Raw genomic sequence first — 26,141 nt, 5'->3', positions numbered from 1 at the left:
AAGGATGTGAGGATCCCAAAACAACCAGGATGTTGGCTTAGAAGCAGCCATCATTTAAAGAAAGCGTAACAGCTCACTGGTCTAAATAAGGGTCTTTGCGCCGAAAATGTAACGGGGCTAAAGCCATGCACCGAAGCTGAGGATTTGCGAGTAATCGCAAGTGGTAGCGGAGCGTTCCGTAAGTCTGTGAAGGCGGACCCGTGAGGGCTGCTGGAGATATCGGAAGTGCGAATGTTGACATGAGTAACGATAAAGGGAGTGAGAGACTCCCTCGCCGAAAGACCAAGGGTTCCTGCTTAAAGTTAATCTGAGCAGGGTTAGCCGGCCCCTAAGACGAGGCGGACACGCGTAGTCGATGGGAACCACGTTAATATTCGTGGGCCTGGTGGTAGTGACGGATCTCGTGTGTTGTTCAACCTTATTGGATTGGTTGGGCGGCGAAGAGGTTCCAGGAAATAGCTCCACCGTATAGACCGTACCCGAAACCGACACAGGTGGTCAGGTAGAGTATACCAAGGCGCTTGAGAGAACTATGTTGAAGGAACTCGGCAAATTGCACGCGTAACTTCGGAAGAAGCGTGACCCTTTTGTACGCAAGTATGATGGGGTGGCACAGACCAGGGGGTAGCGACTGTTTATCAAAAACACAGGGCTCTGCGAAGTAGCAATACGACGTATAGGGTCTGACGCCTGCCCGGTGCTGGAAGGTTAAAGGGAGGGGTGCAAGCTCTGAACTGAAGCCCCAGTAAACGGCGGCCGTAACTATAACGGTCCTAAGGTAGCGAAATTCCTTGTCGGGTAAGTTCCGACCTGCACGAATGGCGTAACGACTTCCCCGCTGTCTCCAACATAGACTCAGTGAAATTGAATTCCCCGTGAAGATGCGGGGTTCCTGCGGTCAGACGGAAAGACCCCGTGCACCTTTACTATAGCTTTACACTGGCATTCGCCAAGGCATGTGTAGGATAGGTGGTAGGCTTTGAAGCAGGGACGCCAGTTTCTGTGGAGCCATCCTTGAAATACCACCCTTATCTTCGTGGATGTCTAACCGCGGTCCGTTATCCGGATCCGGGACAGTGTATGGTGGGTAGTTTGACTGGGGCGGTCGCCTCCGAAAGAGTAACGGAGGCGCGCGATGGTTAGCTCAGACCGGTCGGAAATCGGTCGTCGAGTGCAATGGCATAAGCTAGCCTGACTGCGAGACTGACAAGTCGAGCAGAGACGAAAGTCGGTCATAGTGATCCGGTGGTCCCGTGTGGAAGGGCCATCGCTCAACGGATAAAAGGTACGCCGGGGATAACAGGCTGATGACCCCCAAGAGTCCATATCGACGGGGTTGTTTGGCACCTCGATGTCGACTCATCGCATCCTGGGGCTGGAGCAGGTCCCAAGGGTATGGCTGTTCGCCATTTAAAGCGGTACGTGAGTTGGGTTCAGAACGTCGTGAGACAGTTCGGTCCCTATCTGCCGTGGGTGTAGGAATATTGACAGGATCTGTCCCTAGTACGAGAGGACCGGGATGGACGTATCTCTGGTGGATCTGTTGTCCTGCCAAGGGCATAGCAGAGTAGCTATATACGGAATGGATAACCGCTGAAGGCATCTAAGCGGGAAACCAACCTGAAAACGAGTGTTCCCTATCAGAGCCGTGGAAGACGACCACGTCGATAGGACGGGTGTGGAAGCACAGCAATGTGTGAAGCTTACCGTTACTAATAGCTCGATCGACTTCTTCGTTCCCATTGTTCATGCTCATCGAAGATGAGCATCATCTGTTCTGTCTTCACGCTGTCGCGGCCTTCGGCCGCTGCGCTGCAGACGGCGCGCGCCACGTGGCGCGACGGACTAGCGTCCTGTATGGCTGCCTCGCTCGATCTCGAGCAAAGGCTGAATACGGACCGGTCACAGAAAGACGTGTCAATTAAATAGAGCCTTGGCTCTCCAGCTTCTCGAAACAACAGTTTCCATGTGAAAACATGGTCTGTGATCGCTTGGATCAGACGTTGCCTCATAGTCGAGGTGACCGTATGGCCAATTGGTGTCCCCTGTGAGCGTCAAGCGAACAGGATAAGGCACACCAATAAACAAGCAATCATATGATCCATGCGTTCCGCATGGATCATATGTTGCGTTTTGCCGACCTGGTGGTTATCGCGGGGCGGCTGCACCCGTTCCCATTCCGAACACGGCCGTGAAACGCCCCAGCGCCAATGGTACTTCGTCTCAAGACGCGGGAGAGTAGGTCGCTGCCAGGTCTGCAAAACGCAACACAAATCTTCTCATTCACAAAAACCGGCACAAAGCCCAAATCAAAAGGCCGCATCAAGCGGCCTTTATGCTATAATAAAACCAGTCAACGCGGGGTGGAGCAGCCCGGTAGCTCGTCAGGCTCATAACCTGAAGGCCGCAGGTTCAAATCCTGCCCCCGCAACCATCTTTACTTGCGATCCCGACAAAACCCCTTCGTGGGGCTTTTTGCGTTCTACTGCTATCGTCAGAATGCCGGCGAGATCGCCGTGCACGTCGATCTCAACCTTCCCATCCAGTGGGGTTAGAATAATTCCGTCCACCAGCGAACGAATAACATTCGCCGCTTCGATGCGCTTATCTTCGGTATCATCCTGAAGCGTCTCGTAAAGTTGCTGAACGCGGATGCGATATTGCTGCGCCATCGCTGGATGGAGGAGGGGAGGCGGCTCGTCCGCCGTTGTCAGGAAGGCGTTCAGTTCGGCCTTGCGCAGCTTGAGCTGATCGCCCCGCTCCTTCACGGCTTCAATCGAGATGGCCTCCTTGAGATAGAGGTCCATCAGCCGCTTTTCCTCACGACTGATCTTCTCGATCTCCGCTTGCGCCGCATGGATGTTGGCGCGGCTTTCCATGCGCAGGCGATTGGTCTCCTGCGTGTAGGCGTCACAGAACTCCGCGAAAATCTCGGGATCAAGCATCCGGTTGCGTAGCGCGTTGAGGACGCGCGATTCCAGCTCGTCACGGCGGATGTTGACGCGGTTGTCACAGGTGCCCTTGTTCCGCGCCGTCGCGCAGCCGATCAACGTGGCCGATATGGCCGAATAGCCACCGCCGCAGCAGGCGCACCTGGTCAGTCCGGAGAAGAGGTATTTGGGACGGCGGCGATAGTTGATGGCCGCGACATCGGCATGACCGCTCGCGCTCCGATCGATCCTGTTCTCTCCCTGTCGGGCTTTGACCGCCTGCCAGAGTTCGTCATCGATGATGCGCAGTTCCGGTGCTTCCTGAATGACCCATTCGGATTCCGGGTTGCGCCGGGCCTGCCTCCTGCCGGTATCAGGGTCCTTGACGAAACGCTGGCGGTTCCAGACGATCTTGCCAACATACATCTCGTTGTTGAGGACGCCGTTTCCGCGCTTGGGATTACCGTTGATCGTGCTGAAGCCCCAGTCGCCGCCGGTTGGGGCGGGAATGCCTTCCTTGTTGAGAGCCACGGCGATGATCTTCGCCGACTTGCCGGCGGAATAGTCGCGGAAGATGCGACGAACGACCTCGGCCTGCGCTTCGTTGATGATCCGGTCGCCGCGGATGGGCTCGCCATTGCCGTCAAACTTTTTGACGACATCGTAGCCGTAAGAATTGCCGCCGCCAGATTTGCCGGCCTCGACGCGGCCGCGCTGTCCGCGGCGGGTCTTGTCGGCCAGATCCTTGAGGAACAGCGCATTCATTGTGCCTTTGAGGCCGACATGCAGGTGCGAGACCTCGCCCTCAGACAGGGTGAAAATCTTCACGTCGGAATAGGACATCCGCTTGAACAGGCCGGCAATGTCCTCCTGATCGCGTGACAGGCGATCCATCGCTTCGGCCAGGATCAGGTCGAACCGACCGCGCGTGGCATCGGCGATCAAAGCCTGAATGCCGGGGCGAAGAAGGGAGGCGCCGGAGATCGCGTGGTCGGTATATTCCTCGAAAATATGCCAGTCCTGTTTCTCCGCGTGCAGCCGGCACAGCCGGAGCTGGTCGGCGATGGAGGCGTCGCGCTGATTGTCGGAGGAATAACGGGCGTAAATGGCGACTTTCAAATCAGGCCTCCTGCCAGTATCAGGAACCGTTCGAGCCCCGCTTGTTCATTTGTGCCGCGTAGTTCTGACGCGCCAGTTGCTGTCCGAGCAAGCGGGCAAGCTGGACGAGGCGCGGGTCGGGGTCGCTGCGCGGCGTGAAGATCAGTTCCGGCTCGCCGGGAACCATCGCTTCGCGCAATTCCCTGCGCTCGCACTGTGATACCTCTGATTTGCGTCCTTGCTGGGCCATGCCCGCAAGGATTGGCGTGAGTTCTGCTATAAGCAACTGAAATCGCAAGAGAATATCCGGCGGCGTTTGGCGTGCGTCGGCGCGTGGAGGAGCATTGCAGCGTAGCATTGGCGGCGCTGGCATAGTAAAATGACCTGCACAATTCCCCTAAAAACTGCTCCTTACCCATGCGATTACTCCAGCGGATAGCCTCTTTCTGTTTCTCGACAGGTTGAGAATAGCGTATTGCAAATGGCGATACAAGTGACTATATTGCCCTCAAAGGAGATCATCGTGGCCAGCACTCTCGAACGCAAGGAATACCCAATCTCGATGCGCCTCCCCGAGGCGGACGTTGCAATGATCGACCGAGCCGCGAACCTCCGCGGGCGTTCGCGCACCGATTTCGTTCGCGACGCCGCCGTGCGCGCGGCCGAGGAGGTCGTCATGGAGCAGGGACTCATCCGAATGAGCGCTGAGGGCTTTGCTGACTTCATGGATGTCCTGTCCCGTCCGGGTGCGTCCGTTCCCGAGATGGTGGAACTGGCGAAGCGGCCGGCACCTTGGGAATCTGGCTACGTCGCAAAGCGGTGAGCCGTGACGCTATCGGCTCCTGAACCGCTTTCTGCCGAGCATGACGTTTCCGCATTCTCCTGCGGCAAACCTACGCTTGATCACTGGTTGAAGACGCGCGCCCTTTCCAATCAGGAAAAGGGCTTCACGGCGGTTCTTGTTGTCCACGAGGTCGGGCGGGTTGTCGGGTATTACGGCTTAGCGCCAACGGCCGTCGTTCCTTCGATCCTGCCGCGCTCGATCCGCACGGGCCAACCGCCCGATCCCGTTCCCTGTTTGCTTCTGGGCCAACTCGCTACCGATACGGAGTGGGCGGGGCAAGGCATTGGCACAGGTCTGGTCAAACACGCACTCCAGCGCTGCGTTGAAGCCGCGGCGTTGATCGGTGGGCGGGCCTTGATTGTCAACGCCGTCGATGAAGGGGCGGCGGAATTTTGGCGGCGGCGAGGGTTCATGGCGTCCAAAGACGACCATCTCGTGCTGTTTCGCTCGCTCGGTGACGTGGCTGTCTCCCTTGCCGAAGGGGCGGTCCGTTGAGCGATCCGGCGGCACATAAAGACGGCATGATGGATGAGAATGTTGATGACTTTCTCGCTGTAAAATTCGCCGAATATCGCGCGCTCCTGCGCAATACCTCGCCTTGCATCTCGTTCATGCCATATGGTTGGTTTCGCGCGCCTCAAACCATCCGGCTGGATGCCGAATTTGGATTGCAGCAAATGGCCTATCGAGACCTGGCCGATGAGGCCGCGCGAGACCTCGCCAATGGAATCAATCATCTGATCGGCGTAACGACAAGGCTCGAAGCGTGGCAAAAGGTGATGGTCGGTTTGGATATTCACCAAAAGAACGAGATCCTCCACGAGTTCGTGCAGGATTTGGCCACGATGGCGCTTCTTAGCCCGTATACGTTAAAGGCCAGGTTCTATTTCGCAGTTGCGCATTTATCCCATCAAGCAAATGCAGTCCGTCTGCGCGACGAATGGACGGATGATTTCTCTACGCTGCCCGAGGACTGGGCTATTAACGAAGAATGGGCGTCAAAATTGACAAAGTCTTGGCGTGGATGGCGTGCCTTGATCCGGGCGCTCAACAAGGTGGACGACGGCAATTTCAAAACCAGGGCGGAGGAGTTTCGAAGCAAGCACACGCATCGCTTCACGCCACGCATCGAGCTCGGCATAACGCAAATGGTCAAACGAGAGCGTATCCCCGATCAATCCCGTCCGCGCTACGGCATCGGCGGTAGCCTGCCACTCACGCTCGATATGCTTATTCCGGCATTGAACGAGCAGTGCATTCGCCTGGGCAAATGCTACAGCGCCTTTGAAAAACTTGTTGAGGAGCAGAGTAGGGCGCTTTTCTCAAACGTCCATGATGACTGACCTGTCACTACGCCGCCGGCAGCAGTGGATCAGCCGGCAGCGCGACGACGTTTTCCGCACCAAACCATTCGTCGAGTTTCGCTATCGCGTTTGCGCTTAGAATTTGCGTGAACAACAGAGCCAGTCGAACCTTCGGGCGTGAACAAGCAACGTAGAAGAGGTTGCGATTGTTCTCGAAAAACTCTTGTTTGTCAGCGGGCGGGCCATTGTCGATCCATTCCAAGGTCTGAGCGAAATTATACTTGTTCCACCCGCGTCCGACGATCACAAGCACATTCTCGAATTCTGCTCCCTTCACACCGTGTTTGGTCGCGAAAGGTGTGTGTCCGTCGATGAAACGATCCAAGGAGATCAGTTCAGTGTATGGCACGGCTCGCAGCTTGCGAAGTTGTGTGACGCGGCGGGACTCACCCTCAATAGGTTCAGCGCCTACGGCGGCGAGTTTTGCTTCGCGCTCCTCGACCGCCGCGGGCAGGCGCATGTGAGGTTGAGCTACGATGAAATCGATCACCTCACCAATCGATCCGGCTTGCCGCAGGGCAATCAGCGCATTCATCCCATCGGTCCACGCGACTTTGTCTTGGTGCTGGCGAATCCGTGGCATCGCCGATCCGAAAGCCTCGAACATCTCTCCGTAGCGCTTGGCTTCAAACGCGGCACAGGCTGGCTCGAGCTGGTCAGCGAGGAACTTGATGTGAGGGTCGTCTTTTTTTAGCCACGGATCATTGAACTGGCCATAGATGCTCCGAATACCCTCATAACCCTGCTCGCGCGCCAGGATGCTGTGGCTGAGCATCAGGATTTTTGTTGTTTCAATAGACAGGTCCCATCCTTCAGCAGCCAAACGATCCTGAACGTGCTGAAAGTAGGCACGAGCCGCCTCGGGGCTGGTGTCGCCGGTCCAATGACCGCCGCCTTGCCCGGTTCGCCGTTGCCCCGGCCAATTATTCGTATGAAAGACTCGGGCTTCGCCTGGAGCTGCGGGGTCACTGACCATCTGTGGCAGGTCAGGCCGCATCCGGTTCAGCACTTGTACAATTGGGTCGACGGAGCGGAAGTTTGCCTTCTTGTCGATAATCTCCAGTGCCTGATGTTCAACCAGTCCGCATCCCTCGCCATAGATCTTTTGCCAATGGTCGCCGAAAAGACCGATCAACGGGCCTTCGCCACGGTCGAGGAACCATTCTTTCAGTGCATCAACGAAGCCCGCGTCCGTATCTTGGTACTCGTCGATGAGAAGTATCGGGTAGCGAGAGGTCAACACTCGGCGAAACTTGGGACGTTCCATCGCCTGTATCATTAGCGACAACACATCTTCATGGCGAAGGGAGACCTGATCGTCGGTGACCCCAGGATAGCCCAGTTCGTAGTGGACGCGGCGTTCGCCGATACCACCGGCTTCGGCAAGCCGCTCGTCCCAGCTTGGCAATCCGGGGACGAATTCCCGCAACGTCGGCTGGAAGTCCTGGAGGATCGACCAGCAGAAACCATGCACGGTTTCTGGTCTCACGGCCGGATGCGCGTGGGTCCGGGAGATGATCTCGTCCTTGGCGACGTTGGTATAGGTGATGCAACCGACCTGCTGGCGTTGTCGCAGCAAAGTCGTGCCACGTTTGTCAATCAGCCTGCGAAGCGCCTTTTCGAGAGAATAGGTCTTTCCCGCACCGGCGCCTGCCTCGAGACGGAAGCTACGGCCCTCATCCAAACAAGCGAACATGCGTTCAAGGGCAATACGACCGGCGGCATCAGCAGGGCTTTCTTGTCCTTCAGCCATGCTCGCCTCCCTGGATCGCATCGATCTCCACGCCGGCGGCTTCTGCGAGAATCTCGACGGCTACCGCCTCCGGCGGAGCCACAGGCGCGGGATTGCCCTGCGCCAACCATCTCAGCCCTTCCGCAATATAGCGGGGGACACTCCACTCAGTGTTCGTGATCGCGTATTCGAGCGCAAAGGCCGACTTCTTTTGCTCTGCAGCAAGTTCATAAGCGGCGGTTGCGGCATCTCCATCTCCCAGTGGGAAAAGTGCCGGGTTTGCCAATATGAAGGCATCTTCGAAGCTTCGACCACATGCGGCACCATCGTCTTCCGGAATCTGGTACGCCACACGCCGCCCATTGGCGGTTTTTTCGTCCGGCATCTTCGCGAGCAGTTCGGTTGGCGACACGTTGTCACCGAACAAGGCTTTCAGGCAGCCATTGCTCGTAAACTGCCCTTGCGCGACGGGGACAGCCTCGCGCTTGTTGTTTACGTTGGGGCGAACAGCATCAATGTCCGTAATAATCAGCGTCCGAAGTTTCAGAAAGGCCAACAGATCGAAGAAGCGATGGGCATAGGCTCCGCCCACCTCCATGACAGTGACATACTGACTTCCAAGTTGCGGTTCTCCGGGCGCTGCATTGTCTGTCTTGCGGATCATCGCGGGAAGCAACAGGCGCTCGGATGTTCCCTCGATCAGCACGGCCTTGTCCGCAAAGAACAGGTCACAACGTGTGAGCGTCAGGTATTGATGCAGAAAATCGCGGTCAGGCTCGGGGGCATCTCCCATACCCTGACGCAAATCTTTCACGACAGATTTCCTCACACCTTCCTCGTCCGCGATGGACAGGAAATAGCGCATGGACTCGAAGCGGGCTTCGTTCGCCATGTGCGGAGAATGCGTCGTCACAACAAACTGGACGGGCCAAGGCCGGTTCTCGTTCAATTGTGCAACGAAGGCATTCGTGATCTGATCGAGCTGTCGGATGAAGACTTCTTGCATCTGGGGGTGGAGATGTGCTTCCGGCTCTTCGATGAAGATGAGATGCACACCGGCGGCAGTAGGTGTGGCCTGATACTCCCGAAAGAAGCGTAAGAGCTGAAGCAGCATATAGACGAGATTGCGCACACCAAGGCCATTGTAGGTCTCGGGAAGCGTTACCCCGTTTTTCCCGGCATAGCGGACTTTGGTGTGATCGCTTAGGAGTTTCTCTACATCGAAGCTCGTTTCGGTGATGAGCCCCGGATCGGCCAACCCAGGGTAGCCGAACAGTTCGAAGGTAGGCAGAAGCGAAGTGAGCTTGACATTGAAGTCGGCGTGCAGGTCTTTCTGAATGCCCTCTACAGCGATTTTCAGTTGTTCGGCGGTGGTCCGTTTCGCATGGTCTGTTGGGTCATTGAGCGCTGATTGGAACAGCACCTCGACGACCTTGCCCAGCACATCTCGCTCGCGCTTCGTGTCGTCATCCAATCCACGCTGGGCATTGATGAAACCGCCCTGCATAATGGCGGTAAGCATTTTCGTTTCGAGAGGCTTTCTGTTCGTCGGATCGTTGGGGTCGACAGCTTCCAGTGCCGAGCCGTAGGCGACCGCTACACGAGTCCCCAGAACGCGGAACAACGCGGTGCGGGCCACCTCCATATCTTCTCCCGGAGCAGGCAGATCGGCGAAGAGCAAATCGGCCGCATTTGCACGTGGTCCGAACGTCAGGATGAGGCGTACATGTGTGCAATTCGGGTCGAGATCGATGATGCAATCGCCCACAGGGCCGAGGTCCGCCGCATCGACATCATATGCAACATCGAGCGTTATCCGGATCGACGGAAGCATATCCAATACATCTGCTGCCTCCGCGCCAGCGCTAAGCGCTGCGAAAGCATTCCAGAATTGCTCGTGACAACCTAGTGAGAAATCCTCCAGGCGAAAGCTGAGGTTCTTTTCTAAGAGAAGGCGGCGGAACAGCTCTGCAAGAGAGGTTTTGCCGCTATTGTTTCGGCCAACGATAAGTGTCGTTCTGTCTTCGAGACCAAGTTCAACGTCACGCAGCAGGCGGAAGTTCTCGATCTTCACATTGCTCAGCTTCAACTTCCAATCCCCTAATCGAAGTTCCTAGCATTTCCTCTTTGTCTTTATATCCTTACGCAGCTTGCGGTGGCCTTGCCTTAACGTAGATTCCCCGTCATCAGGCAAGAAATCTTTTTGTGCATATCACCAGGGGGAAGCCTTCCCCTGGTCGGCGCCGCGGTCGCCGGCACATCCCCTTCCGCGGAGAGGCCCCGCCCCCCTTTAGAGTGAGAGTGAGGACTGGGTTTCCGTGACGGGTTGAGGGCTGGAGAAGAGGTCTCCGGCGCCCGTCATGGAGATTGATCCCATGAATATGCAGGTTCTGGATAGCCGCGGCGACGCGGGCGGTGGCTACAAGGTGGATGTCAGCCGCGGCGAGCGCATCGGCCGTGTGTCTTCGGAGTGGTTCTCACGGCCGGCCGACGAACGCTATCTCTCGCTCAACGAACTGATGGATTCTGTGCGTAACCGCGCCGAGCGCAGCCGGACGCGCGTGGTGGAAAGCGCGCTCATACATGTGGAGGCGAACCGCACAGACGCCGAGCGGCTGTCCCTGATCCTGCCGGGCTCGGACATTCCGGTCGCGCCGACGCACTGGAGCTTCGGCCAGCTCGCAAGCCAGATCGGCGCTCCGGCCACCTATCTGCGCCAGCTCCCGGCGGCGCTCGCCGGAATAAATCTGCAATACGGCCTGACGTCCAACAGGGCCGAACAGATCAAGACGCTCGAAACCGATGACGGCCGTATCGAGCTTCGCGCAGTCACTGGGCCTGATTACGGGCGCATCTACGACTACGAGTTGGTGGAGGCCGTGCAGCGTATCGCCGGCAACGGCACTGGCGATACCCGCTGGAAGGTGCCTGGCGTCCTCGACTGGTCGACCGGGATATACAATCCGCGCGTCGACATCACCAGGGATACGACGACACTCTATGCGAGCGATCGCGACGTTTTCCTCTTTCTCGTCGATGATCTCAATCCCATCGAGGCCGGACGCCTACCTGATGGCTCTCCCGATCTCTACTTCCGTGGCTTCTATTGCTGGAACTCGGAAGTCGGCGCGAAGACGCTCGGCATGGCGAGTTTCTATCTGCGCGCGGTGTGCCAGAATCGAAATTTGTGGGGCGTCGAGGATTTCGAGGAAATCACCATCCGCCATTCCAAATATGCGGCCTCGCGCTTTGCCCACGAGGCGGCCCCGGCGCTGCTGAACTTCGCCAATTCCTCGCCCGCGCCCTTCATCAACGGCATCAAGGCCGCCCGCGAGCGGATCGTGGCGAAGAGTGACGAGGATCGCACCAACTTCCTGCGCAAGCGGGGATTCTCCAAAGCCGAGACCGGTAAAATCATCGAAGCGGTGCTGGCGGAGGAAGGTCGTCCACCCGCAAGCATCTTCGATTTCGTGCAAGGCATCACCGCCGTCGCACGCGACAAATCCCATCAGGATGCCCGCCTCGACATGGAGGCGAAAGCCAAGAAGCTGCTTGATCGAGCGGCCTGACAACCGTCAAGCCGGGATTGCGTATTTCCGGCTTTGCGCGTTCGTGCCTTTCCGTTTCGCCGGTTCCGTGGCGCTGCCCTCCTAGAGTGAGAGGGCGGCGCTTTGCTTCGTGACGGGTTGGAGGTCGAGAGAAAGGCTCCCGACCGCTCGTCGCGGAGATTACCCCGATGGCTACTGCCACTCAGAAAATCACCCTGTCGTCCTCGCGCGACATTCCCTTCAACAAGCTCGTTTTGAGCCAGTCGAACGTCCGCCGCATCAAGGCCGGCGTTTCGATCGAAGATCTGGCGGCCTCGATCGCGCGTCGCGGCCTGATCCAGAGCCTTCACGTCCGACCGGTGCTCGACGCAGACGGGCAGGAAACCGGCATGTTCGAGGTGCCCGCCGGCGGTCGCCGCTATCAGGCTCTCGCGATCCTCGTGAAGCAGAAGCGCCTCGCCAAGACAGCGCCGGTTCCCTGCGTCGTCGGCGATGCCGCGAGCGGCATCCTCATGGAGGAGATCTCGTTCGCCGAGAATGACGAACGCATTCCGCCCCATCCGCTCGACCAGTATCGCGCTTTCCAGACCATGCGCGACAAGGGCATGAGCGAGGAAGACATCGCCGCCGCCTTCCTCATCGACGTCAACGTCGTCAAGCAGCGCCTGCGCCTGGCCTCGGTTTCGCCAGCCCTGCTCGATCTCTATGCCGAAGACGGCATCGAGCTGAAGCAGCTCATGGCCTTCACCGTCTCTGAGGATCATGCTCGCCAGGAGCAGGTTTGGGCGGCGATCAAGGATGGCTGGCAGAAGGAGCCCTGGCAGATACGCCGCATGCTCACCGAGACTGCGGTACGCGCATCCGACAAACGCGCCGTGTTCGTCGGCATCGACGCCTACGAGGCGGCGGGTGGCTACGTTCTGCGCGACCTGTTCGAGGACGACAACGGTGGCTGGCTGCAAGACCCGGTACTGCTTGATCGGCTGGTCGGCGAAAAGCTGAAGACCATCGCCGAGGAAATCGCCGGCGAAGGCTGGAAGTGGGTCGAGATCGCCGTCCACTTCCCCTATGGCCACAATGACGGCCTGCGCGAGATCGTCGGCACGGCTGCCGATCTGACGGACGAGGAGCGTACTGCCCGCGAGGCTCTGCGTGACGAATATTGCCGTCTCGAGGCCGAATATGGAGAAGCCGACGAACTGCCCGACGAGATTGATCAGCGTCTTGGCGAAGTCGAACAGGCGCTCAACGCCTTCGAGCAGCGTCCGGTGATCTACCATCCGGCTGAGATTGCCCGTGCCGGCGTCTTCGTCAGCATCAATCGCGATGGTGATCTGGTGGTCGATCGTGGCTATGTCCGTCCTGAGGATGAAGCTCCAGTCGTCGACGGTGGCGAAGAGAGTGATGGCGATCACGACGCCGCGGCCCCAGCAATCGGGACCGATGGCGCCATCCAGCGCGCCGTCATCACCATCGGCGGTCAAGCGGCCGAGCCGGAGGACGATGACGAAGAAGACGTCATCAAGCCACTGCCCGAACGGCTCGTGATCGAACTGACCGCACATCGCTCGGTGGCGCTTCGCGATGCCGTCGGCGCCAATCCTCATGTCGCGCTTACAGCCCTGTTGCATAAGCTGGTCCGCGATACCTTCCAGCGCACCAGCACGTCGGGCGCGAGCCTGCAAGCCTCGGTCAACCACGTCTTCTTCCGTGAACAGGGCAAGGATCTCGCCGATGCTCCGTATGCGAAGTCCGTCTCCCAGCGGCATGAGGACTGGAAGGCGGATATTCCGACGGATGATGACGCGCTCTGGGATTGGCTTGCCGCGCTCGACGATGTCAGCCGTCTAGCGCTGCTCGCCCATTGTGTCGCCTACGGGATAAACGCGCTTTATGAGCGTCCGAATCCCCACAGCGCCACCGGGATTTCGCAGGTGGGGCTTGACCGCCGCATGGCCGAGGCCGATCGACTGGCGCGCGCCACTGGTCTCGACATGGTGGATGTCGGCTTCCGTCCCACGGTCGAGAACTATCTCGGCCGCGTGACCAAACCTCGCATCCTTGCGGCCGTCCGTGAAGGCGCCGGCGATCGGGCGGCCGATCTGATCGCCCATCTCAAGAAGGGTGACATGGCCACGGAGGCAGAGCGGCTGCTGGCCGATACCGGCTGGTTGCCCGAGCCGCTGCGGCTTGCCGATCTCGATGGCGAGGTGATCGCGGAGGCCACGGTGGACACAACGGTCGAAGCAGATGGCGGCGGCGAAGCGCTGCCCGATTTCCTCGCCAGCGAGGATGAGGACGATATGGACGATGCCGACAACGACGATGATCGTATAGCGATGGTCGCCGCCGAATAGTCGCGACGCGGGGCCGGTATGATCGACCCCGCATTTCTGCTGCCCTTCAGACAAGGCGTTCCGCTGTCCGGCGGAGCGCCTTGTCCCATGTTGGCTCCCTCATTCCGACCGACAATTCAGGGGTGGAGCTGTATCAATTGCGAACAGCATTTCTTGAATTTCTTGCCGCTCTGGCAAAAGCAGCGGTCATTCGGTCCAGTGTAGCGGGCGAGATCGACGAAGACCGCACCAAGGCTTTGCTGGACGTCTCGTCCGAGCGCCGCGAGATGGTCGCGATCCATGGTGAACTGATTTCCGACGGAATGCCGCTCGATCGTTCTCTGCAATGTGTCGGCAGCCCGTATCCAGTCCGGAACGCTCGCAAACAGGCCGAGGCTCTTCTTGATATTGATCAGCCGCCTTTGTCCCACGAAATCGTATGTGCGGGTGGGGTCGGGAAGAAACAGGATGTTCGTCTCGCCGTTGATCGGCGGGGTGATATCGGTCAGCACCCCGTCCTTTTCCCAGACGGCATGATGTTCCGCCTCGATGAACACACGCGGCCATTCCCAGATCAGCCAGCCATAGACGAGCGATCCGCCATCCCGGCTCACCTTGGCCGTGACATTGTTGAAACATTCGGATGGTTGCGCATCGTCTTCGGCCCGGACCGAAACGTAGAGCGGCATGGTGTCGGAACTGATGCCGTCGCAGAACGCCAGGATCGCCGGGCCAAGCTCCTCCGGCACGGTCGTATAGCTCTTCTTGAACAGGTCGGTGCTGATGGCGGGCACGCCTATCCTCCGGGCTCGGTTACGGCGATCAGTCGCGACGCACGACGACGACATGTGACAGGCCCCGGTCGACGGCCTGCTCCTTCGCCCGCTCGATCACCTCGGTCAGAAGCATGTCGAAGGGACCGGAGCCTCCCCAGTCCTTTTCGTCGCTGATGTGAAAGTAACCTTTGTCACTCGTCCCGGGAACGCCGTCCCTATGAACGCGCACAACGATGTGACGCTCGTCCGGCATGTCGGGCGGCGCCCAGATGACTGTTACCATTTCGACCTCCATAACCCATACACTTCCCGCTACCGTAGAGTCATCGACAAGGGGGACATCGACCGCACCAGGAATCATCTTGTTTAGAGATGATATCTCAACGAATGGCGGACAGTTCCGATTTATGATTTTCTCCTGCTTACTTTCTTGGAAACGGTGGTTTTGATATCCGGCGAAACAATAGTCGTCGCTGCATTGGGAGAGTGTATGGAAGTCGAAGGACAAACGATCCGGGCGATATGGGATGCGTTGCAAAGACCGGAACCGCATGATCGCCCTTTTCCGGCTTCGTTGGCTACAAGGATTACTGAGACCGGATGGGCATCGACAGCCGATATCGAAGATTTGCTGCTGATGCTCGACCGCAGATCGGACCCGCCTGTGGTCATCGATATCGAAAAGTTCGCCGCCGTGCTCGACCTGCCGTTCCGCGCTGTTTTCGCGCGCCCGAAACATCGTCTCGATGACGGTTTCGGTCATTCCATGCTCTCCGCGATCGATACCGCCGCCTTTTGCATCTTCATCGAACGGCTGGGCTTCCGGATCGATCTGACGACCTTGTGCGCTCGGCTCAAGGCGGCAATTCCACCGGTTTCCCATATGAGCGAGGACGAGATCTCCGTTCTCTTCTATGATCAGAACCGTCATCGCATGCCGCCTGTAACCCTTTCGGCGCCTCACCGGCCATGGCGGGGAATGCGCACGATGCGGCACAGGACCGGGTCGGGCTACCGACTGGAATATGTGATCGATGACGATGGCGAGCCACTGTGGCTGAAGATCGCCGCTCCGAAATATCGCAAGCGGCCGGAAACGCAATCCGTGACCTGCCCAGATTGCGGAATGCTCTACGTCAAGGGCCTGCGAACCGACGAACAGGCGCACCGGTCGTTCCACCGCGAGCGTTTTGCCATCATCGATCCGAAGCCGAACCGGCAATTCGCCGATGCATTGTCCCGCGATCTCGACGCTCCCTGGGTGGATGCGTCGTCACCGAAATGGAAACGCAAGGCGGTCTATGATCGGGCGCTGGAGTTCAAGCGCGAGCTCGGCTACGACTTCGTGCAATGGGAGATCGATCCCGATCACGATGGCGAAGCGGTCGGATTTCTGTTTTCCGACGACGCGGATCGGATTGTCGGAGTCTGCGCGTTTCGCCCCCAGCCGGCTGGACGCGGCGACAACCCCTGGCGCCTCGACTGGATATGGATGTGCCCCGATGCGCGGCGGCGGGGTCTGTTGGGGCGCCAGTGGGATCGCTTTCGTCAGCGGTTCGGTGTCTTCGACATCGAGCCACCGATCTCGGAAGCGATGCAGGCGTTTTTACGCAAGCGCGGATGCGCCGGCCTGATCAGGTGATCGTCTCGAGGAATTCGGCCAGCAGCCTGTTGAACGCCTGCACCTGCTCGCGATGGACGGCATGCCCTGTCCCGGCGAGCCGGATCGGCTTGCCCGTCCAGACGTTCCGATAAGAGAGGCTGTCGACATAGTCCAGATTGACGACCGGATCGTCGGCGCCGTTGATGATCAGCAGGGGTATTGCCGTCGTTTCGGCCACCTTGCGTTGGTCGCTGGTTTTGCCGGCCTGTGCGTCTTCCATCATATATTGCCGCGCCCGACCGTCGGTGCGCCTGATCGCGGCGAGGAATGTTTCATTGCCCTCATCCTTTTCCCCCAGCGCCATCCTGGCGATCATCCCGACCTGTTCTTCGGTGATCATGAGGCTGCCGGTATAGGCCGTGTCCGGGCTGGGCACGAAACCGGCGATCAGTCCCTCGATACTGTTTTCGATCGGCGGCGTGCCGAAGATGGCGGCGCCGGCAATCGACGTTTCATCACGCGCGAGCAGTTCCAGCGCGACATGACCGCCGAGAGAATGGCCGAGCAGCGCGTATCGTGTCACGCCGATTCCGGCCAGCAGCTCGGATACGGCGTTCGCATAGCCATTCATGCTGTAGCTTCTGCATGAGTCTGTCGCGTCGGATGAGGCGCCATGGCCGGGCAGGTCGATGGCAATGGTCCGGTACGTGTTCCCGAATGCCGCGATCTGCGGCGTAAAGCTCTCTTTGCAAACAGAGTTGGCGTGCAACATCACAAGCGCAAGGCCATCGGCGCGATTATCGTAAAAGGCTGTTCTGCCATGGGATGTGTCGAAAAACTGTTCTTCCATATGTTCCCTCGTGTCGCTTGTCGTCCACGTCGCCGTCCCGGATCTGACGGAGACGGTCGCCGCACATGTTCATGATGCGGCGGAACGGTGCAATGTGCAGATCTGCATGTAACGGCGGTTGCTGGAAAGGAAGAGGGCCGTGGGACGGGGCGAGTCCCGGCGGTCAAGAGAGAGCGCCGACGGGGCTTGTCCTGTTCCCGCTCTCCCGAGGACTCCTCCATGCACGTCATGTTGCCAGTGGCCGATGCGTCAGCCGCACCGCTTCCGCTCGATCGCGAACCGGCCGCTCCGTCTGCCGCTTTACTCGCCGCGGCCAATCTTCTGCTTCCTCATCTCGAACGCGGCCAGCCAGTCGACACCGGCATGCTGCGTGTTGCCATGGAAACGACGTGCGGCGCCTCCGATGCGTCGGGTGTTTGGGACTGGAAGGCGGCTTACGAGGCCGGCGAGATAGCGACCGCCCTGTTCTTGCGCAAATACGGAAAGACGCTGTTCCGTAAAGCAGGAACGCCGTCTTTGCGTCTTTCCGCGCTCAACAAGATAGCCGCGCTTCTGCCGACCCATACACGCCGCTCCGAAGAATCTCAGACGCTCCAGCAGTTCTCGACGCCTTTGCCTTTGGGGCTTGCCGCCCTAACGGCGGCGGCGATCACGCCGGACGATCGCGTGCTGGAGCCATCGGCGGGCACCGGCCTCCTCGCCATCCTGGCGGAGATCAGCGGCGGCACGCTTCTCCTCAACGAATTGGCAGAGGTCCGCGCCGATCTGCTCGCCTCGCTGTTTCCGGCCATTGCCGTCACGCGCTTCGATGCGGCCCAGATCGATGATCATCTTGCTCCGGCAGCGGTGCCGTCCGTGGTGCTGATGAACCCGCCGTTCTCGGCGCTCGCGAATGTCTCAGGCCGCGTTGCCGACGCAGGCTTTCGCCATATCGCCTCGGCGCTGAACCGCCTCGCGCCGGGCGGACGGCTGGTGACGATCACCGGCGCCAATGTCGGCCCGGATGGTACCGACTGGCGCGATGCCTTCGCGCGGTTGCAGGAGCGTGGCCGCATTGTCTTCACCTCTGCCGTCGACGGTTCGGTCTATGCCAGACACGGCACGACCTTTCCGACGCGGCTTACCGTCATCGACAAGCTGCCCGCCGACGATCCGGCCGTCTTCCCGGCTTCGCCGGGGGTCGCGCCCGACGTCGCCACGCTGCTCGGCTGGATCGAGGCTCAGGTGACGCCGCGCTTGCCGGTCACGCTGCCGGAAGCCGCAGCATCAGGCTCGGCTGCAACTTCGCGATCCGTGCGTGGTTATCTCGCGCGCTCGGCTTCGTCGCGTCCAGCAGCTACCGTGGCCGCCGATCCGGAAGGCATTGAGCTGGCCTATGAGCCCTTGGACTGGACGGCGGCCGATGGCGCACATCTGACCGAGGCCATCTATGAGGAATACGGATTGCAGTCGATCCGTATTCCCGGCTCGGCGGCCCATCCCACCAAGCTGGTGCAGTCGGCAGCGATGGCGAGCGTCGCGCCACCGAGGCCGAGCTATCGGCCGATGCTGCCCGCAAACATTCTCGGCCTCCTGTCCGACGCGCAGCTCGAAACCGTCATCTATGCCGGCGAGGCCCACTCCGACTATCTCGCCGGATCGTGGACGGTGGATGAGACCTTCGATGTCGTCCAGGTCGCGCCCGCCGACGCCAAGCGCGCCGTCCGCTTCCGCCGCGGCTTCATGCTCGGCGATGGAACCGGTGCGGGCAAAGGCCGCCAATCGGCTGGCATCGTCCTCGACAACTGGCTGCGCGGGCGCCGCAAGGCCGTCTGGATCTCCAAATCCGACAAGCTCCTGGAAGACGCCCAGCGAGATTGGTCGGCCCTCGGCATGGAGCGCCTGCTGGTCACGCCGCTGTCGCGCTTTCCGCAGGGCAAGCCGATCACGCTCTCGGAAGGCGTCCTATTTACAACCTATGCCACGCTGCGCTCCGACGACCGTGGGAGCAAGGTTTCGCGCGTCCGGCAGATCGTCGAATGGTTGGGCTCCGATTTCGATGGAGTGATCATTTTCGACGAGAGCCATGCGATGCAGAACGCCGGCGGCGGCAAGGGAGAACGCGGCGACGTTACCGCCTCGCAACAGGGGCGCGCGGGCCTGCGGCTGCAGCATGCGCTTCCCGATGCTCGGGTCGTCTATGTCTCGGCCACCGGCGCGACCACGGTCCACAATCTCGCCTATGCCCAGCGGCTTGGCCTGTGGGGCGGCGAGGATTTCCCCTTCGCCACGCGAGCTGAGTTCGTGGAAGCCATCGAAGACGGCGGCGTCGCGGCGATGGAGGTTCTGGCTCGCGATCTTCGCGCGCTCGGTCTCTACACCGCTCGCTCGCTTTCCTATGACGGGGTGGAATACGAGTTGGTCGAGCACCAGCTCACCGACGAGCAGCGCCGCATCTACGACGCCTATGCCGGGGCGTTCCAAATCATCCATAACCATCTCGACGCCGCGATGCAGGCTGCCAACATCACCGGCAGCGACGGCACGCTGAACAAGCAGGCCAAGTCGGCCGCCCGCTCGGCCTTCGAGTCGGCCAAGCAGCGGTTCTTCGGCCATCTGCTGACATCAATGAAAACGCCGACCCTGATCCGCTCGATCGAGCGCGATCTGGAGGATGGCCATGCCGCCGTGATCCAGATCGTCTCGACCGGCGAGGCGCTGCTGGAACGGCGGCTTGCCGAGATCCCGACCGAGGAATGGAACGACGTCCGCGTGGACATCACGCCCAGGGAATATGTGCTCGACTATCTCGCGCATAGCTTTCCGACGCAGCTCTACGAGCCGTTCACGAACAGCGAGGGCAATCTGTCGTCGCGGCCGGTCTATCGCGACGGCCAGCCGGTCGAAAGCCGGGAAGCCGCCGCCCGCCGCGACGAACTGATCGAGCGGCTCGCTTCGCTCCCGCCTGTTCCCGGCGCGCTCGACCAGATCGTCCAGCGCTTCGGCACCGACACGGTAGCGGAGGTGACGGGACGCTCCCGCCGCATCGTCCGCAAGTCGGGTGCCGACGCCGTGGGCGATCGCCTTGCCGTCGAAAACCGCGCCCCGTCCGCCAACCTGGCGGAAACGGCCGCGTTCATGGACGACCAGAAGCGGATTCTGGTATTCTCCGACGCTGGCGGTACCGGGCGCAGCTATCATGCCGAGCTGTCGGCGCGAAACCGGCGCCTGCGCGTCCACTATCTCCTCGAACCGGGCTGGAAGGCGGATGCCGCCATTCAGGGGCTCGGCCGTACCAACCGGACGAACCAGGCGCAGCCGCCCTTATTCCGTCCGATCGCGACCGACGTGAAGGCCGAGAAGCGTTTCCTCAGCACGATCGCCCGGCGTCTCGATACGCTCGGAGCGATCACGCGCGGGCAACGCCAGACCGGCGGTCAGGGACTGTTCCGGCCCGAGGACAATCTGGAGAGCACCTACGCCCGCGACGCGCTGCGTCAGCTCTATCTCCTGCTCGTTCGCGGCAAGATCGAGGGCTGCTCGCTCAATCGCTTCGAGGCGGCTACTGGCCTGAAGCTGATGGACAGCAACGGCATCAAGGATGAGTTGCCGCCCATTACAACCTTCCTCAACCGGCTGCTCGCGCTCACCATCGAGCTTCAGGGCATTCTGTTCACCGCCTTCGAGCAATTGCTCGACGCCAAGGTACAGGGTGCAATCGCCAGCGGGGTCTATGATCTCGGACTGGAAACGTTGACGGCGGAAAGCTTCGTCGTCACCGACCGCAAGACGATCTACATCCATCCCGCGACGGGCGCGCAAACGCGGCTGCTCACCATCACCGAGCGGCGGCGCAACCGGCCAACGACGCTGGCGGATGCTCTTGGCCATGCCGACGATGATCTCGGCAGGCTGCTGGTCAACGCCAGGTCCGGCCGTGCCGCGGTGCAGGTTTCAGCGCCTTCGCTCATGCTGGACGACGGCGAGATCGAGCGACGCGTGCGGCTGATCCGGCCCATGGAGCATCATCACGCTTCTCTGAAGATGATGGCGGAAAGCCATTGGGAGGAAACTGATCGTGAAACCTTCGCGGCCGTCTGGAGTAGGGAAATCTCCGAGGTTCCAGCCTATTCCGACAGCACCATCCACGTCGTCGCCGGACTCCTCCTGCCGGTGTGGAAACGCCTGCCGAATGAATCGACGCGCGTTTACCGGCTCCAGACCGATGACGGGGAGCGCATCATCGGCCGTCGCGTCTCTCCGGCCTGGGCGGCGAACACCACCGCGACCGGAACGACCACCCTGTCCGCCGAGGACGCCCATGCGGCGCTGATGGAAGGACGGACGATCCTCTATCTCGCCGAGGGACTCCAGCTTCGCCGTGTCCGCGTCATGGGCGCCAACCGCATCGAGCTTTCCGGTTTCAGCGAGGCCATGCGCGAGCGGCTGCGGGCCTATGGTCTCTTCACCGAGATCATTTCGTGGAAGCTGCGCTTCTTCGTGCCGGCCGATGCCACCGGCATCGCCGTGCTCGGCAGGCTGCTCGAAACCTATCCGGTCGAGCGCATCGGCGAGCGGGAGGCGGCGTGATGGCCCATCATGACGCTTCCGATCTGGCAATCCGTCTCGGCCGACAGGCCGAGGCGGTGTGCTGCGAATATCTGTCTTCCGGTCGTCGCTCCGGAAATTACTGGCTGGTCGGAGACGTCCAGAACAGCCCCGGCCGCTCCCTCTATGTCCGTCTCAGGGACACCGCCAAAGGCCCTGCCGGAAAATGGACCGATAGCGCGACGGGCGAGCATGGTGATCTCCTCGACGTCATCCGCGAAGCGCTCGGCCTTGTTGATTTCAAGGATGTGGCCGAGGAAGCACGCCGGTTCCTCCGCCTCCCGCACCCAGATCCGGAAAAGACAAGAACCCCAACCGGCATTGTGTCGAGCGTCGCCGTCGGTTCACCCGAAGCGTCGCGGCGGCTCTTCGCCATGTCGCAGCCGATCGGCGGCACGCTTGCGGAGATCTACCTCAGAGGGAGGGCGCTCACGTCGTTCGTCGGCACTGCCGCGTTGCGCTTCCATCCACGGTGCTATTACAAGCCCGACGAGCAAGCGCCCACGGAGACCTGGCCGGCGATGGTCGCGTCCGTCACCGATCTCGCCGGACGGCAGACCGGCGCACACCGGACCTGGCTTTCCCTTGACGGTTCGGGCAAGGCGCCTGTCGATACACCGCGGCGGGCGATGGGCGACCTTCTCGGGCACGGCGTCCGCTTTGGTGTGGCCGGTGAGGTGCTCGCCGCCGGAGAGGGAATCGAAACTGTGCTGTCGGCCCGCTTGGGTATCGGCCCCATGCCGATGCTGGCGGCTCTTTCGGCCGCCCACCTCGCTGCCATCCTGTTCCCGGCGACGCTACGCAAGCTCTATGTCCTTCGCGATCGTGATCCAGCCGGGGACGGTGCGAGAGACAGCCTGATCGCCAGAGCAGCTGGCATCGGCATCGAGGCGATCCCGGTGTCGCCGATCGGCGGGGACTTCAGCGACGATCTGCGCTGGCGCGGCGTCGACGCCCTCCGGGCGGCTCTGAGGGATCAACTTCATCCCGAAGACGTCAGCCGGTTCATGGCGGGATGAGGAGACGACCGGCGGGGGATGAGGCGCGGCCCAGGCATCTATCTTCACCTGCCACCTCCATTCATCATCGTGAGCAACCTTCCTCGTGTCGGAGAGGCCGACGCCCACGGCCTTCTGAGAGGGCGATCGGCTCACAAACTGGCCGTCCAGGCAATGGCCGTGTTCCGGCTATTTTCCGCCGGCGGGACGAGCCCCGCCTTTGCAGCGCGAAACAAAATAGCCGGAACACGGCCATCAAGGCCCTCGCGGTAGCGCGAGGGCTGCCAGGCCGTCCCGTCCGTGAGCTTCGACGCCTGCGAAGGCCGCGATGGGCGCGGTCTCTTGGACAGAAGGACGCTCCCGATGATGAACGAAGACGACAACGCAGGCTTCGAGCCGGTCCACACCTCATCCCCCACCGATCATCTCCTCACCGAACTCCAGCTCTATGGCTGGCGTCCGTTTCAGGACGAACCCGATCCTAGACCTCTGCCGGAGGGCAACAAGGTCGCCGCCGCGGTCGCGGACATCTTCGACGCCCTCGTCGCCACACTCGGTGACACCCGCCTCGAACCCGACCTCAACGATCTGCTCTGGGGGACCGTCAACCTGTTTCACCGCGCCGCCGGTCGGGTCGAACGCGAGCTCGATGACAATGAGCAGGCGCAGCGTCGCCTTCAGAGAGAACAAGACGGCAGCGAGGTGAAGTCGGTCGAACTCGAACGCCTCACGGCAGAGGGCCAGACCCTGATCGAGCGGCGCAACAGCATGGAACTCTTCCGTGACCTCTCGGCCGAAGCTTTCGAGAACCACACCGGTACACCCTGGCGGCCGCACACCGGCTCAATGGTCAACCATCGCCATCTGACCTCGGCGATGATCGACAGTCGCGACTTCCTCGCCGCGAAACGCCGGGCCGAGACCGAAGTGCTGCTACCCGCCGGCCCCAGGGTCGCCGTGACCGGCGGCGCAGACTTCAACGACCATCATCTGATCTGGGCGAAGCTCGATCAGGTTCATGCAAAGCATCCCGAGATGGTGCTGCTGCACGGCGGCACGCCGAAGGGTGCCGAACTGATCGCCTCCCGCTGGGCCGATTCCCGCCGTGTGCGCCAAGTCGCTTTCAAGCCTGACTGGACGAAGCACGGCAAGGCCGCGCCCTTCAAGCGCAACGACGCCATGCTCGACACCCTGCCGGTCGGTGTCTTGGTCTTCCCCGGCACAGGGATTCAGGAGAACCTCGCGGACAAGGCGCGGAAGCTCGGTATCCCGGTCATGAAGTTCGACGGCGGCGCGTAAAGCGCCGCCATTGCGGGGTGTCAGCCTCGTCTCCGATCAGTATCATCGTTGATGACAGGTGTCCGGTCGTCAGCCGTCCTCCCGGAAATAAAGGTGATCGTCGGAACCTCTACGTCTTGTCTGACCCGGATCGACGGGCCATCAGAAAGACGCCGGATGCCGCGGCTGACAGCAAGTCCGGTAGGCTCCAACAGCCAACGCCGCACGATGTCGGGAATTTCTTTCTCTGTCTTATCGTCCTCATACATCCGGTATTGCTCGCGCAGAGACATCTGCACGAGATCCGGCGGCGGCACGGTTTCGCTTTTCCAATCTCCAGCAGGGCAAAGGATCGCCTCAAGTCCGAAGAAGTGCTTGCGCAAATGACTGAGCCGCTTGTGGTGTTTGATTTTCCTCGGTTTCGCTGCCGCTGACGCCAGCTTATCCTCCAGCTCATCCGCCACATCGCACGCGAATGCCAGGTTGATCCCCCTGACAGTTGGCGTCGTACCCGCGAGCTCCGGATCGACCGTCACGCTCTGATGATTGTAGAACATGTAGAGCGGGAGCCATGGCGCGGGAGCGTCGCGAAGGACGCGGAACTGGTAGTCCGTCCCGGTTGGTGGCTTGTGAAGCAGTTCGTCATACGCACGATGCTTGATCTTGACCTTCTTTGTCCCGTCCTTCTCCGCATTCAGGCGCTTGGCCTGGATTCTTACATTGAGGTTGCGATCACTCTCCGCGTGCCAAAACCGTAAGTCGAGATCACCGCCGGTCTCGACCTCTACCGGATACTGAATCACGAGGTTCGGTCCGGCGAATGCCGCCAGCGCGCCGGTGATGATATCGGTCATCGTTTCTTCGCGGAAACGCCCGCGTTTGAGCTTGCTTTCGCGATCGAGAAGGCCACCGATCAGCAATGGCAGCTTCGCCGCTAGGTCACATATTGTCGCCGACACGATTTTCTTTACTCCCCGAGCCAGAACGCCTCGTAAGTTATAGCTTCGACTGTTGTTCGTTCGAACGCGCATTGCTGGCGCTCTTACAGAAGAGTTCCCTGTTGCACGATGACCTTGACGGGGCCTGACTGAATTCGTCTTATACGAAAAGCAGAACCGGTGAAGTATCCCAGTCGCAGGCGGAGCGCATCTTCCGGCAGCCTGTCGTGATCCCCAATCGTTCATCTGGAGGCTGCCATGACGCTGATCCTGCTCGCCATCTCCCTGACGATCGCAATGTGCGTGATCGCCTATAACTTCGCTGTCTATGCCTTGCCTTTCATGGTCGGGTTGACCGCCTTCCAATATGTCTATGACACGGAGGCCAGTTTCCTGATGTCGGGGCTCGCCGCCATCGGCGCGGCGCTGCTTTCGGTGGCGCTGGTCATCGCGGTTGTGGGCTTTGCGAAGAACCCGGCCTTGCGTCTGATCGCGCTCGCCGTGTTCGCGATCCCGGCGACCATCGCTGGCTATGCGCTTGTCCACGGCGTCACGAAGAACTTCATCGATTCGACGATCGCCTTGAATATGCTCGGTAGCGCTGGCGGTCTGTTCATCGGTATCGCGGCGATGCTTAATCTCAACGCGCTCGGTACGACGATCCTCTCGCGCTGATACAGCCGCGACCTGCCGCTTCCATGGAAAACCTGCGCCGGCCCGCGCCGCCGGGCCTTTCGCACCCCGCCCAGATAAGTGACGTCAGATCAGCGCTGCGATAGTCGTCCTCGTTCTCGGTCTGCCTCGCCCGGCGTTGGAAGTTTGGCATTGAACGACAATCGCGTGCGATGTTACGGTCAATACCATCGCGATCGGTCCACTTCGTGTAGCGGGGCAACCGCGAATACGTTCATGTTTCTGTCTCGCTGTATTGCGGGATCGTAACTTCAGCAGGTGAGGCGGGAACGGTGCCATGTGCCTGAAGCCCTCTAGCCGCTAAACTTTCGCCCCGGACAAACCCGGCCTTCCGGCTGGCGGCGTATGGTGGCCGGTGACGGCTCTTTCGCTCACGCTTGGCGTGCGAGGGTTTCGGCACGGAGCCTGCCAGCGCGCTGTCGCCAGCAAGGACGATGTTCTGCTGCGCATCCCCGGCGTAGCGCTCTGAGGCGCCAATCCCTCCGACTGACTGATCCCCTAAGACCGTTCGGTTTCTGACCGCAACCCGCGCGGCTCCGGACCGAGTTGGCGCAAGCGCCTGCCCG

At 60.5% G+C, this 26,141-nt stretch carries 19 protein-coding genes, 1 tRNA gene, 2 rRNA genes and 1 pseudogene (1 of these 23 cut by a window edge); 15 read left to right on the top strand and 8 right to left on the bottom strand.

Annotated features, from left to right (window positions below):
- The 4 genes from ACIK7D_RS21175 to ACIK7D_RS21160 all read left to right on the top strand — a co-directional run.
- Positions 1–1,737, top strand: a 23S ribosomal RNA gene (locus ACIK7D_RS21175) (it extends 1,311 nt beyond the left edge of the window).
- A 403-nt stretch (positions 1,738–2,140) separates the two neighbouring features.
- Positions 2,141–2,255: ribosomal RNA gene (rrf, locus tag ACIK7D_RS21170) — 5S ribosomal RNA — on the top strand.
- Between the two features lie 102 nt (positions 2,256–2,357).
- Positions 2,358–2,434: transfer RNA gene (locus ACIK7D_RS21165), tRNA-Met, on the top strand.
- Positions 2,435–2,660: 226 nt separating this feature from the next.
- Positions 2,661–2,957: a hypothetical protein gene (locus ACIK7D_RS21160; protein WP_345791097.1), complete on the top strand. Its 297-nt coding sequence runs from the start codon at positions 2,661–2,663 to the stop codon at positions 2,955–2,957.
- Between the two features lie 54 nt (positions 2,958–3,011).
- Here the strand turns inward: ACIK7D_RS21160 and ACIK7D_RS21155 are convergent.
- A pseudogene (locus ACIK7D_RS21155) lies at positions 3,012–4,049 on the bottom strand (recombinase family protein); the annotation flags it as partial.
- 19 nt (positions 4,050–4,068) lie between these two features.
- On the bottom strand, positions 4,069–4,326 hold the full coding sequence (locus ACIK7D_RS21150) for a hypothetical protein (RefSeq protein WP_162719287.1): 258 nt from the start codon (positions 4,324–4,326) through the stop codon (positions 4,069–4,071).
- A gap of 225 nt (positions 4,327–4,551) precedes the next feature.
- Between ACIK7D_RS21150 and ACIK7D_RS21145 the strand changes: the two genes are divergently transcribed.
- From ACIK7D_RS21145 to ACIK7D_RS21135, 3 genes are read left to right on the top strand one after another with little or no spacing between them, the layout of a single operon-like run.
- Positions 4,552–4,851: a DUF1778 domain-containing protein gene (locus tag ACIK7D_RS21145; protein ID WP_112556624.1), complete on the top strand. Its 300-nt coding sequence runs from the start codon at positions 4,552–4,554 to the stop codon at positions 4,849–4,851.
- Positions 4,852–4,854: 3 nt separating this feature from the next.
- Positions 4,855–5,367 carry a GNAT family N-acetyltransferase gene (locus tag ACIK7D_RS21140; protein ID WP_400157275.1) on the top strand — a complete coding sequence of 171 codons (513 nt, stop codon included), beginning with the start codon at positions 4,855–4,857 and terminating at the stop codon, positions 5,365–5,367.
- Complete coding sequence (locus ACIK7D_RS21135) at positions 5,364–6,215, top strand: hypothetical protein (RefSeq protein ID WP_400157274.1); 852 nt, start codon at positions 5,364–5,366, stop codon at positions 6,213–6,215. Before ACIK7D_RS21140 ends, ACIK7D_RS21135 begins: the two co-directional genes overlap by 4 nt.
- Positions 6,216–6,222: 7 nt before the next feature.
- Here ACIK7D_RS21135 and ACIK7D_RS21130 read toward each other — a convergent pair whose 3' ends face one another.
- Positions 6,223–7,989, bottom strand: a complete 1,767-nt coding sequence (locus ACIK7D_RS21130; RefSeq protein WP_112556622.1) for a UvrD-helicase domain-containing protein — start codon at positions 7,987–7,989, stop codon at positions 6,223–6,225.
- Positions 7,982–10,057 carry an ATP-dependent nuclease gene (locus tag ACIK7D_RS21125; protein ID WP_400157273.1) on the bottom strand — a complete coding sequence of 692 codons (2,076 nt, stop codon included), beginning with the start codon at positions 10,055–10,057 and terminating at the stop codon, positions 7,982–7,984. Before ACIK7D_RS21125 ends, ACIK7D_RS21130 begins: the two co-directional genes overlap by 8 nt.
- Positions 10,058–10,343: 286 nt before the next feature.
- Here ACIK7D_RS21125 and ACIK7D_RS21120 point away from each other — a divergent pair, with 286 nt between their 5' ends.
- Positions 10,344–11,537 carry a DUF932 domain-containing protein gene (locus ACIK7D_RS21120; RefSeq protein ID WP_400157272.1) on the top strand — a complete coding sequence of 398 codons (1,194 nt, stop codon included), beginning with the start codon at positions 10,344–10,346 and terminating at the stop codon, positions 11,535–11,537.
- Between the two features lie 167 nt (positions 11,538–11,704).
- Positions 11,705–13,873: a ParB/RepB/Spo0J family partition protein gene (locus tag ACIK7D_RS21115; RefSeq protein WP_112556582.1), complete on the top strand. Its 2,169-nt coding sequence runs from the start codon at positions 11,705–11,707 to the stop codon at positions 13,871–13,873.
- A 116-nt stretch (positions 13,874–13,989) separates the two neighbouring features.
- Here the strand turns inward: ACIK7D_RS21115 and ACIK7D_RS21110 are convergent, their stop codons facing one another.
- Entirely contained in the window at positions 13,990–14,646 is a 657-nt protein-coding gene (locus tag ACIK7D_RS21110; protein WP_162719286.1) for an SEC-C metal-binding domain-containing protein, read from the bottom strand.
- A gap of 28 nt (positions 14,647–14,674) precedes the next feature.
- Positions 14,675–15,559, bottom strand: a complete 885-nt coding sequence (locus ACIK7D_RS21105) for a hypothetical protein (protein ID WP_400157271.1) — start codon at positions 15,557–15,559, stop codon at positions 14,675–14,677.
- A 48-nt stretch (positions 15,560–15,607) separates the two neighbouring features.
- Here ACIK7D_RS21105 and ACIK7D_RS21100 point away from each other — a divergent pair, with 48 nt between their 5' ends.
- A complete protein-coding gene (locus ACIK7D_RS21100) occupies positions 15,608–16,270 on the top strand; it encodes a C2H2-type zinc finger protein (RefSeq protein ID WP_400157270.1) in 663 nt (220 codons plus the stop codon).
- On the opposite strand, the gene ACIK7D_RS21095 is transcribed toward ACIK7D_RS21100, so the two are convergent.
- Positions 16,263–17,003 carry an alpha/beta fold hydrolase gene (locus ACIK7D_RS21095; RefSeq protein ID WP_400157280.1) on the bottom strand — a complete coding sequence of 247 codons (741 nt, stop codon included), beginning with the start codon at positions 17,001–17,003 and terminating at the stop codon, positions 16,263–16,265. The two genes, ACIK7D_RS21100 and ACIK7D_RS21095, sit on opposite strands and share 8 nt — an antisense overlap.
- Here ACIK7D_RS21095 and ACIK7D_RS21090 point away from each other — a divergent pair.
- The 4 genes from ACIK7D_RS21090 to ACIK7D_RS21075 all read left to right on the top strand — a co-directional run bounded on the left by ACIK7D_RS21090 (position 16,905) and on the right by ACIK7D_RS21075 (position 23,965).
- The gene (locus ACIK7D_RS21090; RefSeq protein WP_400157281.1) at positions 16,905–17,156 is read left to right on the top strand and encodes a hypothetical protein; all 252 of its coding nucleotides are present in this window, start codon (positions 16,905–16,907) and stop codon (positions 17,154–17,156) included. The genes ACIK7D_RS21095 and ACIK7D_RS21090 overlap by 99 nt on opposite strands.
- 144 nt (positions 17,157–17,300) lie before the next feature.
- Positions 17,301–21,650 carry a strawberry notch family protein gene (locus ACIK7D_RS21085; RefSeq protein ID WP_112556572.1) on the top strand — a complete coding sequence of 1,450 codons (4,350 nt, stop codon included), beginning with the start codon at positions 17,301–17,303 and terminating at the stop codon, positions 21,648–21,650.
- On the top strand, positions 21,650–22,687 hold the full coding sequence (locus ACIK7D_RS21080; protein ID WP_112556570.1) for a toprim domain-containing protein: 1,038 nt from the start codon (positions 21,650–21,652) through the stop codon (positions 22,685–22,687). Before ACIK7D_RS21085 ends, ACIK7D_RS21080 begins: the two co-directional genes overlap by 1 nt.
- Positions 22,688–23,029: 342 nt before the next feature.
- A complete protein-coding gene (locus ACIK7D_RS21075; RefSeq protein ID WP_177319353.1) occupies positions 23,030–23,965 on the top strand; it encodes a DUF2493 domain-containing protein in 936 nt (311 codons plus the stop codon).
- A gap of 20 nt (positions 23,966–23,985) precedes the next feature.
- Here the strand turns inward: ACIK7D_RS21075 and ACIK7D_RS21070 are convergent, their stop codons facing one another.
- Complete coding sequence (locus ACIK7D_RS21070; RefSeq protein ID WP_400157269.1) at positions 23,986–24,903, bottom strand: DUF6615 family protein; 918 nt, start codon at positions 24,901–24,903, stop codon at positions 23,986–23,988.
- Between the two features lie 237 nt (positions 24,904–25,140).
- Between ACIK7D_RS21070 and ACIK7D_RS21065 the strand changes: the two genes are divergently transcribed.
- A complete protein-coding gene (locus ACIK7D_RS21065; protein WP_112556566.1) occupies positions 25,141–25,557 on the top strand; it encodes a hypothetical protein in 417 nt (138 codons plus the stop codon).
- The last annotated feature ends 584 nt before the right edge of the window (positions 25,558–26,141 follow it).

The organism is Agrobacterium sp. P15N1-A (assembly GCF_044626815.1).
Taxonomy (GTDB): Bacteria; Pseudomonadota; Alphaproteobacteria; order Rhizobiales; family Rhizobiaceae; genus Agrobacterium; species Agrobacterium leguminum.
Note: the sequence above shows the minus strand (reverse complement) of the source record. Positions and strands in the feature narration are given on the sequence as shown.